We start from the raw sequence: 13,481 nt of genomic DNA, 5'->3' as shown, positions 1-13,481 counted from the left end.
GCCTACCTCTTTGGAAACTCGACCAGTTCCTGTCGGTCGTATTGCTCGATCATTCCGTTCGCAAGCCGGACCTTGGTTTCGTGAATGATGTCGGCATCGACGCCCGGGGCGACCCATATGTCGCGTTCGAGCGCGGCGCCGCGATGCACGTTGAAACCGCGCGCTTCGATCTTGAAGGCGTTGAAGCGCCCGGCGGGGACCGTGACGGTTTCCCTGCCCACCACCTTGAGCTGGTATTTGAAGGTGTTGTAGGTGCCGCGCTCGCGCGTCTGGCGGAACATGGTGGTCCACTTCTTTCCGACGTACAACTCGGCGGGATAGAACTGGCGGGGGCTGTCCATGGCGCCACGCTGGTTCTTGACCACGTTGCCCATGCTGTCGGACACATAGTCGCCGTTGTTGTATGTCACCTCATCCTTCTGCGGGTCGACGGCGGTCACGCGCAGTTCATGCGGCGTAGCGACGCTGTTGAAGCGATTGATGATCTGGTACCTGAAAACATCGCCGGGCTGGAAACGGCGGGTGTACTCGTAGGAGCCCTGGTATCGCGGCGTCGCAGCGACCGTGAGATCCTGGGGCGCATCGACGGCGGTGCTGACTGCTGCCACGACTTCAGGGGCGGCGGGTGCTGCCGGCACGGGGGCAGGGCGCGTGACCGGCGCCGCGGCCATGGCGGTCACGGGCGCCATCGGCGCGATCGGCGCGATCGGTGTTGCTGGTGCTGGCGAAGGTGCCAATGCTGCGGGTTGCGCAGGCGTAGCGGCGAGCACGATCGGCGCCTGCATCGGCTCCGCGGGCGCCTTGGGCTCCGGCGCGATCGCTTGCAACGTCAGGGGCGCAGCGGCCGGTTGCGCAACGGCTGCTGTTGCCGCCGGCGCTTCATCCATGGCACGCAGGATGGGCATCGAACCCGATGCCGCAGCCAGCGCCATTTTTTCGGCCGGCGCCGCGCTGGGTGCGTCGGGGGCGTGCAACTGCGCGAGACGGGGACGCGGCGCCTGCTGCCGCAACAGCGTGTTGAGCCGCGCCAGTGCCAGCTCGCTCGCGTTGCCACTCGGATACTCGCGCAGGAAGGTGGCCAGTGCGTCCACGCTGTTGGCGCTCTTGGCCATGCGCCAGGCGTCGATTTCCTCGTCCAGCAGCTTTTCCTGCTCGGCGTTGGACAAGGTCGCGCGGCGCGGCTGCGGAAAGACGTAGAGGTCCTCTTCGAGCGAGGTGCTTTCCCACGGGATCTGGCGCCCGCGCGAGGCGAGCCGCACGCCCAGGCGCACGCGCTTGAAGGCGTCTTCGACGCGTGCGCCCTTGACCGCCAACTCGCGCAACAGGTAGGAGGTGTACAGGCCATTGCGGCCGCTGCCATCGCTCGCCACACGGCCCGGGCCGGTTGCATAGGCGAGCAGGCTGCCAGCGGGCGCGTCGTACTGGGTCAGGCCCTTGGCGGTGGGCTTGTAGGCCACGCCGAAGGGATCGTCGCGGCAGGCGTCCAGGATCATCAGGAAGTTGCGATCGCGTGTACGCGCCATCTCTGTCGTCAGCTCCGACAGGTCCACCGCCATCTGCGCCACATCGTCGCCCGATTGCACATCGGCGTCGACCGGGATCAGGAAGTTGCGCCACGACTGCTGGGCGCCGTGGCCCGCGTAGTAGAAGACGCCGAACTTCGTTCGCTTGTCCTTCAGCGCCTGGCCGAAATCCTGCAACGCCTCCAGCAGTTGCATCTTGCTGGTGTCCAGGCGCAGATCGACCTGGAAGCCGGCCTGCTTCAACAACTCGGCAATGTCGCGGGCATCATTGGCCGGGTTGGGTAGCGCCATCGCCGGATAGGTCGAGTTGCCAATCACCAGGGCGACGCGCTCGGCACCGCCCGGCGCAGCGCTGGTTTGGGCGCAGAGGCTGCCGGCGGCGAGCAGGCCGCCGGCAAGCCACAGGATGATGTGACGCTTCATGGCTGCGTCCGACGGGGTCCGCGCCCACCCTCAATTCCACTGGAGGTAGGTAAAGATGCGATAGCGTGCCTGTGTTGCACCAAGGCCGATCTGGCGGAATGCGGCGCCGCCGGGTGTGGTTTCCAATGGCGGTATGGCGTTGGCTCCGCAGCCCGACGGACCGGTGCCGGCTGCAGTGGCCGTTACGCTGCTGGGGCGCGTGCCGACGGAACTGGAATTGACGCCCACATTGATGACGCTCTGGATTTGCGGTGTGACATTGAAGTTCGCGCCAAAGACGAATCCCCCATCCACGCGCGCGGCATTGAGATTGTTCGTCCAGTTCAGGGTGAAGCTGCAGCCACCATCGGCCGGTGCAGTCACCAGTGGCATGGACGGCGTGAAGTCGTTGCGCTGCAGGGCCCCCGAGAAGCTCGGCGGCATCACGGGTGCCAGGATCCGGACCGTCTCGACGGCATCCGGCGTGGTGTTGCCGGGATTGCTGTTCAGGAAAACTTCGTACGTGTAGCGGCTGTACGCCTGCATGGACGAAAAGTCGGTGAGCGGTGCATCGGCGTTGCTGACACGCGCGGCATTCCAGAAGCCCGGGTAGAGCGCGCTGCCGTCCAGCGCCACCGAACTCAAGGTGTAGTTCGGGTTCGAGTTGGAGTTGATCATGCTGCCGGTGCCGACCTGGCCGATCTTGTTGTCAATGGTGAGGTAGGTCGTGCCGGGTGTCGTGGACTGGGAATAGACCAGGCCGGCATCCGGAAGGCCCGGGCCCTTGATGCGCATCGCGCGGAGGTCGGCAGAAACATAGGTGCGCGTTGGCACGTCGAACTTCAGCAACTGGGGCGAGAAGGTCAGGGCGCTGGACAAGTTGCTCGGGCTGTTGCCGCTGCTGTTGGCCTGCCGCGCCGGGTTGGCCTGCAAGGTCTGTACAAAGCGTGGCTGCACCGGGACGTCGTAGCTGCGCTGGTTTCCATGGAGGATCCAGTTGCCGGCCTTGGCCCGGGTCAGGCTGTCGTCACGGCGGAACACCGTCGTGATCGTGTATTGAAGCGGCGTCGACAGGTTTCCGGAGAGCGGCCCTGTGCGCGGCTGGTTCACGGTGAATTCGACCACGGCGCTTTCGTAGCCGTTGGTTCCCGCCGGCGTCGTGAAGAGGACCAAGGGGTTTCGCAAGGCGCTGCCCTGCACGGCCGAAAGATCCGATTCGCTGAACAGGGCGCGGTAAGTCTCGGGCAGATCCTTGCTGTTGTGCTTGAAGTTCGTCGACACCAGGCGGGTTCCATCGGCATCGTCGCAATCCGCATCGGCATCACGCGCCGCGGAACTCAATGCAAAGCAACGGTTCACCTCGTTCATCCACGCGGTGATCTTGTCGAAGGTCATCGCCGGGTTGCCGGCCACGGCAACCGCCGTGGTGGGCAGCGGGGTGGCTGCGGTGATCAGGGTCGGCGTTACGCTGCCATCTGCGGCCGTTTGCAGTGGCACGAGCTTGGCGCGCAACTGCGTCTCGCCGGTGGCGGCGTCGCGCGTGTGGCTGATCGATTCGATCACCGCATCCACGCCGGTGCCGTTGTAGTCATAGACCGATCGCACCGGGTCGAACTTGCTGCTGTCGGCAACGCCGGCCACGGTGAGTGCGTCCTTCACCGAGGTGACGAGGTTGCCCTTTGCGCTGGCGAGCTTCGACACGTCGACCTTGGAACCGTCGAAGGCCTTGTCGGTCCCGGCCACCGTGGCTGCAATCGCGTCGGAGGTGATCTTGTCGGTGAGCGGGTTGACGTTGATGCGGACCACCTTGCCGCTGGCCGCGGCTTCCTCGGTGGTGCTGGACAACACATTGCCGCCTGCGTCGATGGCCCGCACGACGAATGGCGCTGCAAAAGTGCTGGTCTGGAATTTGAGCAGGAACTTGCCGTTGTCGTCGGTCGTGCCGCTCACTTGTTGGCCCTTGGCGTCGATCAGTGTCACGGTGATGCGACGCAACGGCGAACCATCGCCGGCCCCACCGGCTGCGCCACCGTCGCCACCCGCATCGCCGCCGACGCCGCCGGCATCGATGGCGTACTGGACCATGACCTTGTCGAGGTCGGCCGGGGCGGCGGGCGCCAAGGGGTCTTGTGCGACGGGCGGCGGTGTCTGAGAACCACCCCCGCCATTGCCGCTACCCCCCCCGCAGGCGGCGAGAAGGGAAGCGCAGGCAATGAGCGCCAACGGCATGGATGCGGCGCGCCCCAAGGAACGGGGCGCAGGCGCTGAAGCGGTGGATGGCACAACAGCTGACATGGAGTTTCTCCAATTTGTTGCGAAAGTGTCACCAACGTTAGGGGAGTCAATATTTTTAACAACATTAAGCTGTGTGTTGACAGGCGAGCATGCTTTGCGCTATAGGGTCCGCCGCGGTGAAGCGTAGAGCGCGCGTGCTGCGGCTCTGGTGCAAGAATTGATCGTGGCCACTTGACGCCTCGCGAGTGCCAGACGGGTCAGGCCGAAAACACGGCATTCCAAATTGCAGGCGCAGCTTGGCGTCGATGGCGCAGCTTGCCGAGATTGAATTGGCCTTTGCGGATGCGATGCAGCAGTTCAACGCCGGCGATCGTCACCGCCGCGCTGTCGAATGACTTTGGAACCGAGCATGGGCACCAACGAGCGATAGGGCTGACGAACCTGCGTTGGCCCGCGTGATGTCGGGAGGCCGGAACTGAGCCCAATGCTGCGGGTCAACAAGACGACTTTCGCATTGCGCTGTCGCAAATCGCCTCGTTCGGTCCGGCCGTGGACCTACACCACGGAATGGGACGCGACCGCCATCAGTCTCAAACTGACTCAAACCGTCGCATGCTTGATCGTGACATCAATCGTGACAAAACCAAAGGTTCGATGCCACAGGTGAAAGAATTTCGCTACGAACTTATAGCGAACTTTCTTTTACCCATGCGGTATTCGAAGTGGTAGGCCGTGATGGGCTTGAACCATCGACCAACGGATTATGAGTCCGCTGCTCTAACCAACTGAGCTAACGGCCCACGCGGACGTGATTCTAGTGGCCTGGGACTGGCTTACTTGCGGTGGCTCAGCGCGTTGCTCACCAGCCGCGACGTGATGTCCACGATCTGGATCATGCGCTCGTAGGGCATGCGCGTCGGCCCGATGACGCCCAGCGTGCCAACCACCTGCCCGTCCACCTCGTAATTGGCGCTGACCACGGACAGATCTTCATACGGCACGACCTGGCTTTCGCCGCCAATGAAAATCCGCACGCCCTCCCCCTTGCTCGACACGTCCAACAGGCGCATCAGTTGCGCCTTGTGCTCGAACAGATCGAAAGCGCGGCGCAGCTGGCCCATGTCGCTCGAAAAGTCAGTGACGGACAGCAGGTTGCGCTCGCCAGCGACCACGACTTCGTCTTCCGACTGCGTCAGCACTTCTGCGCTCACTTTCACCGCGGCCTGCATCAGCGTCGCGATTTCACTGCGCAGCGTGTCGATTTCGGATTGAAGCCGGTCGCGCACCTGCTCGATCGTCAGCCCCGAATAGTTGGCGTTGATGTAGTTGGACGCCTCCACCAGTTGCGACTGCGTGAAGTCGATCTCGGGAAATATCACCCGGTTCTGCACGTCGCCGTCGGGCGAGACGATGATGACCAACAGGCGCTTTTCAGAAAGCCGCAGGAACTCGATGTGCCTGAAAGTCGACGCCCGCCGTGGCGCCATGACGACACCCACGAACTGCGAGAGGTTCGACAGCAGGTTGGCCGCGTTGGCAATCACCTTCTGCGGCTGGTCGGCTGCCAGGGTGGGCGTGGTGAATCCCTCCCTTTCCACAGTCAACATGGTGTCAACAAAGAGCCGATATCCTCGCGCCGTGGGCACGCGGCCCGCTGATGTGTGGGGGCTGGCAATCAGGCCATGGTCCTCCAGATCGGCCATGACATTGCGGATGGTGGCAGGCGAAAGCTCGAGTCCCGGAACCCTGGACAGCGTTCTCGAACCGACGGGTTGCCCGTCGGCGATATATCGCTCGACGAGTGTCTTGAGCAAGAGCCTTGCGCGATCGTCCAACATCAAATGATTTTAATGTTGTAATTTGTAGATGACCTCCCGCTTTCGGCACGTTGCGCTCATCGGTAAATACCAGGCCACCGGCGTGCGCGCGCAGGTGGGCGCCCCGGACGTCATGCTGGAGAGCATTGGCCGCTTCCTGGAGTCGCAAGGCTGCGAGGTCTTCACCGAAAAGTGCGTACTGGATGGCTACGAACCCGGCCGCTACGAGCGACTGACCGTCGACGAGATCGGCAAGCGCTGCGATCTGGGCCTGGTCGTCGGCGGCGACGGCACCATGCTGGGCATCGGGCGCCAACTCGCGCCGTACGACGTGCCGCTGATCGGCATCAACCGCGGTCGTCTCGGTTTCGTGACCGACATTCCCCTGGACAACTACCAGTCCACGCTGGTGCCCATGCTGGCCGGCGAATACGAGCACGACCGCCGCAGCCTCATGAAAGCGCAGGTGGTGCGCGACGGCAAGGTCGTGTTCGAGGCGCTCGCCATGAACGACGTGGTCGTCAACCGCGGCGCCACCTCCGGCATGGTCGAACTGCGCGTCTCGGTCGGCCGCCACTTCGTGGCGAACCAGCGCGCCGACGGGATGATCATTGCCACGCCGACAGGCTCGACCGCCTACGCGCTGTCGGCCGGCGGCCCCTTGCTGCATCCGGGCATCCAGGGCTGGGTGCTGGTGCCCATTGCGCCGCACACGCTCTCCAACCGCCCCATTCTTTTCCCCGACGACGACGAAGTGACCATCGAGTTAGTGGCCGGCCGTGATGCCAGCGCCAATTTCGACATGCAATCGCTCGCCTCGCTCATGCACGGTGACCGCATCGTCGTCAGGCGCTCGGAACTGGGTGTTCGCTTCCTCCACCCCAAGGGCTGGAGCTATTTCGACACGTTGCGCAAAAAACTCCATTGGAACGAAGGAGGTTCCTAAACTTGGCCTTGAGACGGATCACGCTGCGCGACTTTGTCATCGTGCGCTCTTTGGACATCGACCTCGCGTCGGGCTTCACCGTGCTGACCGGGGAAACCGGCGCCGGCAAGTCCATCCTCATCGATGCATTGCAACTCGCCCTGGGCAGCCGGGCGGACGCCGGTTCCGTGCGCGAAGGCGCGCAACGCCTGGACGTGAGTGCCGAGTTCGACCCCGACCCGCATCTGGCGGCCTGGCTCGACGAGGGCGGATTCGAGGGCGCCGATTCACTGCTCCTGCGCCGCACGGTCGATCTGCAGGGCCGCAGCCGCGGATGGATCAACGGCAGCCCCGCCACCGCCGCCCAGATGCGCGAACTCGGCGACCGGCTGCTCGACATCCACGGCCAGCACGCTTGGCAGAGCCTGACCCGGCCCGAGGCCGTGCGCGGCCTGCTGGATGCCTACGCCGGCGTGCAACCCGATGCGCTGGAGGCAAGCTGGACGTCGTGGCGCCAATCCATCGGCGCGCTGGACGCCGCGCGCAACGCGCAGGACTCGCTGCAGCGCGAACGCGAACGCCTGCAGTGGCAAATTGGCGAAGTCATGAAGCTGGCGCCGGGCGCCGACGAGTGGGATGAGTTGTCTGCCGACCACACGCGCATGTCGAACGCGCAGGCACTCATCGACGCGGCCGAGGGCGCGCGCACGGCGCTGGAAGACGACGAAAGCGGCGCCTTGTCTGCGCTCAACCGCGCGCTCAGCCTGTTGCAGGGCAGCGAGCACATCGAACCCCAGTTCACGGCGCTCGCCGAAGTGCTGGCGTCCAGCGTGGCGCAAGCCGCCGACGCCGCGCACAGCCTGCACGGCTACCTGCGGCATGCCGACCCCGATCCGCAACGGCTGGCTGAACTGGACGAGCGCATGGGCCTGTGGATGTCGCTCGCCCGCCGGTACAAGCGCACGCCGCAAGACCTGCCTGCCCTCCTCGCCGGTTGGCAAACGGAACTGGCCGCACTCGACGCCGCCGGCGATCTGGAAGCGCTGGAGCGTGCCGAAGCTGCCGCCCAGCAGTCTTACATGAAGGAAGCCAAGGCGCTGGCCAAGGCCCGCAAGCAGGCCGCTCCGCGCCTTGCACATGCCGTGACCCAAGCCATGCAGGGGCTCGGCATGCAAGGCGGCCAGTTCGAAGTGGCGCTGCCGCCCCTGGCGCAGCCCGGACGCGCGGGCCTGGAAGATGTTTCCTTCCTGGTCAGCGGCCACGCCGGCAGCACCCCGCGCGCCATCGGCAAGGTGGCGTCCGGCGGCGAACTGTCGCGCATCGCGCTGGCGATTGCGGTGACCACCAGCGAACTGGGCGCCGCGCAGACGCTCATCTTCGACGAGGTCGATTCCGGCGTTGGCGGCGCGGTCGCCGAAACCGTCGGGCGCCTGATGCAACAGTTGGGCCGCGACCGGCAGGTGCTGGCCGTCACGCATCTGCCGCAAGTCGCTGCCTGCGCCGATCACCACCTGCTCGTTTCCAAGCGCCAGTCCCAAGAGGCAGGCGATGGACCTCGCACCGAAAGCAGCGTCGCGGCGCTGGCCAACGACGCACGCGATCAGGAAATCGCCCGCATGCTGGGCGGCGAACGCGTGTCACAAACCACTCTCGCCCATGCACGCGAGATGCTTGGCAAGCCAGCGCCAGCAGTGAGAGTGCGGGCATGAGCCTTGAACTGGTCCTCATCACCGGCATGTCGGGCTCCGGCAAGTCGGTTGCGCTGCATGCGCTGGAAGACGCGGGCTACTACTGCGTCGACAACCTGCCGCCGGAACTGCTCACCGCCTTCATCGCCCTGCAGCGGCAGCAGCAGGCGCGCCGGGTTGCGATTGCCATGGACATCCGCAGCGGTGTTTCGTTTCCGCTGGTGCCGCAGCAGCTGGAAGCGCTTCGGCTGGAAGGCATTTCACTGCGATCGCTCTTTCTGGATTCGACCACCGATGCATTGGTGCGGCGATTTTCGGAAACTCGGCGGCGGCATCCGCTGTCGCGGCAGGAAAGCGACGCGGACGCGCCCGAGCAGCACCGCGCGCTCATCCAGGCGATCGAGCTCGAACGCGAGTTGCTGACCGACCTGCGCGACGGCGCCGACATCATCGACACCAGCATCATCCGGCCTGCACAGTTGCAGAGCTATCTCAAGGCGCTGATCGCGGCGCCGGAAAGCTCGCTCACGCTGGTGTTTGAATCCTTTGCGTTCAAGCGCGGCATTCCGCTGGACGCGGACTACGTGTTCGACGTGCGCATGCTTCCCAACCCGCACTACGTTCCCGAACTGCGCGCCCTCACCGGACGCGATGCGGAAGTGGTCGATTGGCTGCGCCAGCACGACGACGTGGCGCGCATGTACGAAGACATCGAACAGTTCCTGTCGCACTGGCTCGATGCACTGGCGCGCGACCACCGCAGCTACGTGACGGTCGCCATCGGCTGCACCGGCGGCCAGCATCGCTCGGTGTTTCTGGTCGAGCAATTGACGCGTGCGTTCAGCGCGCGCTGGGCGGCGCTCAAGCGGCACCGCGAGCTGACCAATTAGCCCGCTTGGGCGAGCAGCTTGCGCACGGGCGCGGGCAAGCCCAACGCCGTCCACGCCTCGCCGGAATACCAGTCGCCCTGCGCGGACAGCTTGTGAGCGTCCATCACCGTCAGCGTCACGGGATGCAGATGCAAGTCCTTGTGCGTGAGCACGTGCAGGAAGGGCTCGCCGTCCGACAAGTCATCGGCCTGGCGCGCGGGCAATGAATCCTGCAGCGCCTGCCGGCTGTCAAAGCAAGGAAGGCTGTAGAGGCCAGCCCAGATGCCCGACCCCGGCCGCTTTTCCAGCCACACGCGGCCCTGTGCGTCGCGCGCCATCATCATCCACAGCGACTGCGCGGTTCGCCGCAGCTTGCGTGTCTTCACCGGGTATTTCTCCGGCGCGCCCTCGATGCGCGCGGCGCAGGATGCGTTGACAGGGCAGAGCATGCAGCTCGGCTTGCGCGGCGTACACACCGTGGCGCCGAGATCCATCAGCCCCTGCGTGTAGCCCGCGATGTCATTCTTTTGCTGCGATGGCGGCAGCAGGTCCGTTGCGATGTCCCACAAGGCCCGCTCGTTCGCGCCCGACGCAAGGTCCGCCTCGAAACCGAGCACGCGCGTCAGCACCCGTTTCACGTTGCCGTCGAGGATCGCCACGCGTTCACCAAAGCAGAAAGCGGCAATGGCCGCCGCGGTCGAGCGTCCGATGCCGGGCAGGCTCATGAGCAAGGCGGCGGTTTGTGGAAACTCCCCGCCAAAGCGCGCCACGATCTCCTGCGCGCAGCGATGCATGTTGCGGGCGCGGCTGTAGTAGCCCAGGCCGCTCCACAGCCCGAACACCTCGTCCTCGCCCGCGGCAGCCAGCGCCGCGACGTCCGGAAAGCGGTCCAGAAATCGGGCGAAGTAGCCCAGCACCGTGGACACCTGCGTCTGCTGCAGCATCACCTCGGAAAGCCACACCCGGTAGGGGTCGCGGGTGTTCTGCCAGGGGAGTTCGCTTCGCCCGTGGCTGCGCTGCCAGCGAACGACTTGCGCCGCGAAGGTCGATTCAGAAATGGCTGTGTCCGTCACCGATTCAGTGTCGCTGATTGCGGCGCACCGGCGCCGCAACCGCCTTTGTCGTCAGGCGACGCGCAATTCGGTGCGCCCCGAAAACACGTTGGGCGCGTCCTGGCTGGTCAGGAGCGCGGTGAGTTCTTCCAGTTTTTCGCCCAATTGCTTCAGCGACTCTTCTTGCGCTGCGATTTCCGCGAGTCGCTCGTCCAGGCCGCCCGCCGCACTCTGGATGCGCTCGACCGCTTCGATGCGCTTGCCGAAGTTGCGTCGACGTTCCTTGAGCTGCGCGTCCAGCTGCGCCCCTGCGCCCTTGCTCCAGCGCTCCACCTCGGTCATGGCGGCTTCGTTGACGACACGCAGCCGGCTCGTGAGCGCGCGCACCAGCTTGTCGCAAAACTCGGGCTGCGCCAGCTTGAGCATGTTGCCCACACCAAGGTACTGGATGTGGCTTTGTTCGATCTGGGTGAGTTGACGCGCAAAAGCAGCCAGATCGGGCTCCGCAGGCGCCAGCAGCGTGAAGCCGTGTTCCGCATTGAGCTGCCGGAACGTGGCGTTCAGCATGGCCTGGATTTCGGCGGTGGTCGTCTGCACTTCGCGCAAATTGCCGCGCAGCGCCTCGAAGGTTTCGGCATACACCTTGCGCACGTTGAACTTGATGCCGGGCTTCTTGAGCGCGGCAGAAAGCTTGCCCATGTCCGCCTTGAGCGCCGTGCTGCCCAGCACGGCATACACCTCGCGCAGCAACTTGCCCTGCACCGAGCGCAGGGCCAGGATGCGCGAGTTGCTGCCCTCGAATTCGTTCTGCTCGCCCTCGATGCGCGTTCGCATGTGGCGGATCACCGAGGAATTCTTGCCGCGCAGGCCTTGCAGTTCCAGCGCCTGTTCGGAAAGGTCGCGCGCGCGCACCTTGAGCAGGCGCGCAGCCTCGGTCTTCAGGGCGGTGATGCCCGATTCGATGGCCAGTCGCAGCATCGTCTCGCGCTTGCCCAGCAGGCCTTCGCCCAGCACCGCTTCGAGTGCTGGCAAACGGCTTGCCTGCAGCAAGGGAGCGTCGCGCCGGATCTTGGCCTGCAAGCCCTTTTGGGCCGACACCGGCAACACCTGGGCGATCGGAACCCCGAGAACTTCGGCCGACGCCTTGCACTGCCGCTTGATCTGCTTGTCGACCTCCGCGGGGCTGCTCAGGATGTCCCACAGCGTGTCGATCTTGTTGAGCACCACGATGCGCGTTTCGTGCGCGTCGCCTTCGGTGATGAGGTGTTCGCGCCAGATCGAGAGATCCGATCGCGTGACACCCGTGTCCGCGCCCAGGATGAAAACCACCGCGTGGGCCTGCGGAATCAGGCTGACCGTCAGTTCAGGTTCGGCACCGATCGCGTTCAGGCCGGGAGTGTCCAGGATGACCAGCCCCTGCTCCAGCAGCGGATGCGGCATGTTGAGCACCGCGTGCCGCCAGCGCGGAATCTCGACGTGGCCTTCCGCATCCGGCACGGGGTTGTCTTCGGGGGCTTCGTCGCTCCAGAAGCCGAGTGCGCGGGCCTTGTCCTTGGAAACCCAGTCGACCTCCGCCACCTTGTTCATGGTCGTGGCCAGCATTTCCGCATTGCGGACGTCGATGGGGATGTCTGTCCAGCGCTCTGTCTCTTCGCGCCAGTGAGTCAGCGAATGCGGCTCGAGCCGGGTTTCGATGGGCAAAAGGCGCAGACTGGCTGGCTCGGCGGCGTCGTAGCCCAGCTCCGTGGGGCACATCGTCGTGCGGCCCGCGCTGGCCGGCATGATCCGTCGGCCATAGCCGGCGAAAAAGATCGCGTTGATGAGTTCCGACTTGCCGCGGGAAAACTCGGCCACGAAGGCCACCATGACCTTGCTCGTGCGCATTTGCGCCTCGAGTTCTTTCAGTCTTTCGCCCACCGACGCGTCCAGCAGGTCGTTTTCGCGCAGCCACCCCGTCAGCCACTTGAGCCGGTGTGCAAAGTTGCGTCGCCAGGCGCCGTGCTGGTCAAACTGCTGATTGAAAGATCGTGTCAAAGGGGAAATGTAAAAGGGTGTTTACAAAATATAGCACCGGCCCCCGCTCGTGCGGAGGCCTGGATGTGCAATGGGGGAGTTTCGTTGTTTGTGCACCCGCGAGTGAATACCTTCAGGTTAATATTTCTGGCAATGTGGGCAAAAATAAGTGGATCGCTGCCCCTGTCGCAATTGCCGGATCGGAGTCGCGCAAACGCGACACGGTTCCCCGGCACGGCCGTACACCATGGCCTCGAGCTGGAAATAGCCGCTTTGGCCGTCCACATTGGAAAAATCCCGCAAGGTGCTGCCGCCGCGGTCGACCGCCCGCGCCAAGATCGCCTGCACCGCATCGCGAAGGCGCGCAGCGCGCGGCCGGCTGATGCGTGCCGCTGCCAGCGTCGGGCGGATGCCGGCCGCAAAAAGCGCTTCGGACGCGTAGATATTGCCCACGCCGACCACGATGTCGCCCGCGAGCAGCACCTGCTTGATGGCAGCCTGGCGGCTGCGCAGGCCGGCGTGAAAGGCATCCAGATCGAAGCCATCGCCCAGCGGCTCGACGCCCAAGCCGCCCAACAGCTTCACCGCGATGGGTGAGGACTCGTCCGGCGCATAGACCACCGCACCGAAGCGCCGCGGATCGTTCAGTCGCAGGGTCCCGCGGCTGGTGACCAGGTCGAAGTGGTCGTGGCCGCCGGGTTCGGGCATGTCCGCGGCAAAGCGCAAACTGCCCGACATGCCCAGGTGCAGCAACAGCAGCCCCTGATCCAGGTCGACCAGCAAATACTTTCCACGTCGGCGCACGCCGAGCACCTGGCGGCCGGCAAGCGCCGAAGGATCGATGCCCAAAGCCCAGCGCAGCGGCTTGCCCAGGCGGGCGGACGCCACACGCGCACCCGCGATGCGGTCGGCAAATCCAAGACGGGTGACTTCGACTTCGGGCAGTTCAGGCATTGC

At 65.0% G+C, this 13,481-nt stretch carries 9 protein-coding genes, 1 tRNA gene and 1 pseudogene; 3 read left to right on the top strand and 8 right to left on the bottom strand.

Annotated features, from left to right (window positions below; translation table 11 throughout):
* Nucleotides 1-2 precede the first annotated feature (2 nt).
* The 5 genes and pseudogenes from QTI66_RS17230 to hrcA all read right to left on the bottom strand — a co-directional run bounded on the left by QTI66_RS17230 (nt 3) and on the right by hrcA (nt 5,998).
* Nucleotides 3-1,946 carry a caspase family protein gene (locus tag QTI66_RS17230; RefSeq protein WP_286561052.1) on the bottom strand — a complete coding sequence of 648 codons (1,944 nt, stop codon included), beginning with the start codon at nt 1,944-1,946 and terminating at the stop codon, nt 3-5.
* Between the two features lie 30 nt (nt 1,947-1,976).
* Nucleotides 1,977-4,046 carry a hypothetical protein gene (locus QTI66_RS17225; RefSeq protein ID WP_286561050.1) on the bottom strand — a complete coding sequence of 690 codons (2,070 nt, stop codon included), beginning with the start codon at nt 4,044-4,046 and terminating at the stop codon, nt 1,977-1,979.
* A gap of 371 nt (nt 4,047-4,417) precedes the next feature.
* Nucleotides 4,418-4,558, bottom strand: a pseudogene (locus QTI66_RS39910) (IS6 family transposase); the annotation flags it as partial.
* Nucleotides 4,559-4,883: 325 nt separating this feature from the next.
* Nucleotides 4,884-4,960 (bottom strand) — tRNA-Ile (locus QTI66_RS17220).
* Nucleotides 4,961-4,993: 33 nt separating this feature from the next.
* The gene (gene hrcA, locus QTI66_RS17215; protein ID WP_286561049.1) at nt 4,994-5,998 is read right to left on the bottom strand and encodes a heat-inducible transcriptional repressor HrcA; all 1,005 of its coding nucleotides are present in this window, start codon (nt 5,996-5,998) and stop codon (nt 4,994-4,996) included.
* 28 nt (nt 5,999-6,026) lie between these two features.
* Here hrcA and QTI66_RS17210 point away from each other — a divergent pair, with 28 nt between their 5' ends.
* From QTI66_RS17210 to rapZ, 3 genes are read left to right on the top strand one after another with little or no spacing between them, the layout of a single operon-like run.
* Complete coding sequence (locus QTI66_RS17210; RefSeq protein WP_286561048.1) at nt 6,027-6,923, top strand: NAD kinase; 897 nt, start codon at nt 6,027-6,029, stop codon at nt 6,921-6,923.
* Between the two features lie 2 nt (nt 6,924-6,925).
* Nucleotides 6,926-8,611, top strand: a complete 1,686-nt coding sequence (gene recN / locus QTI66_RS17205; RefSeq protein ID WP_286561047.1) for a DNA repair protein RecN — start codon at nt 6,926-6,928, stop codon at nt 8,609-8,611.
* Entirely contained in the window at nt 8,608-9,480 is an 873-nt protein-coding gene (gene rapZ / locus QTI66_RS17200; RefSeq protein ID WP_286561046.1) for an RNase adapter RapZ, read from the top strand. Before recN ends, rapZ begins: the two co-directional genes overlap by 4 nt.
* Here rapZ and mutY read toward each other — a convergent pair.
* The 3 genes from mutY to mutM form a co-directional block, all read right to left on the bottom strand.
* Entirely contained in the window at nt 9,477-10,517 is a 1,041-nt protein-coding gene (gene mutY, locus QTI66_RS17195; protein ID WP_444815019.1) for an A/G-specific adenine glycosylase, read from the bottom strand. The two genes, rapZ and mutY, sit on opposite strands and share 4 nt — an antisense overlap.
* 66 nt (nt 10,518-10,583) lie before the next feature.
* Nucleotides 10,584-12,545 carry a dynamin family protein gene (locus tag QTI66_RS17190; RefSeq protein WP_286561044.1) on the bottom strand — a complete coding sequence of 654 codons (1,962 nt, stop codon included), beginning with the start codon at nt 12,543-12,545 and terminating at the stop codon, nt 10,584-10,586.
* Nucleotides 12,546-12,662: 117 nt separating this feature from the next.
* The gene (mutM, locus tag QTI66_RS17185) at nt 12,663-13,478 is read right to left on the bottom strand and encodes a bifunctional DNA-formamidopyrimidine glycosylase/DNA-(apurinic or apyrimidinic site) lyase (RefSeq protein ID WP_286561043.1); all 816 of its coding nucleotides are present in this window, start codon (nt 13,476-13,478) and stop codon (nt 12,663-12,665) included.
* Nucleotides 13,479-13,481 lie beyond the last annotated feature (3 nt).

This window comes from Variovorax brevis (assembly GCF_030317105.1).
Lineage (GTDB): Bacteria > Pseudomonadota > Gammaproteobacteria > Burkholderiales > Burkholderiaceae_C > Variovorax > Variovorax brevis.
The sequence above is the reverse complement of the archived record's forward strand: the minus strand, read 5'-3'. Positions and strand labels throughout refer to the sequence as shown.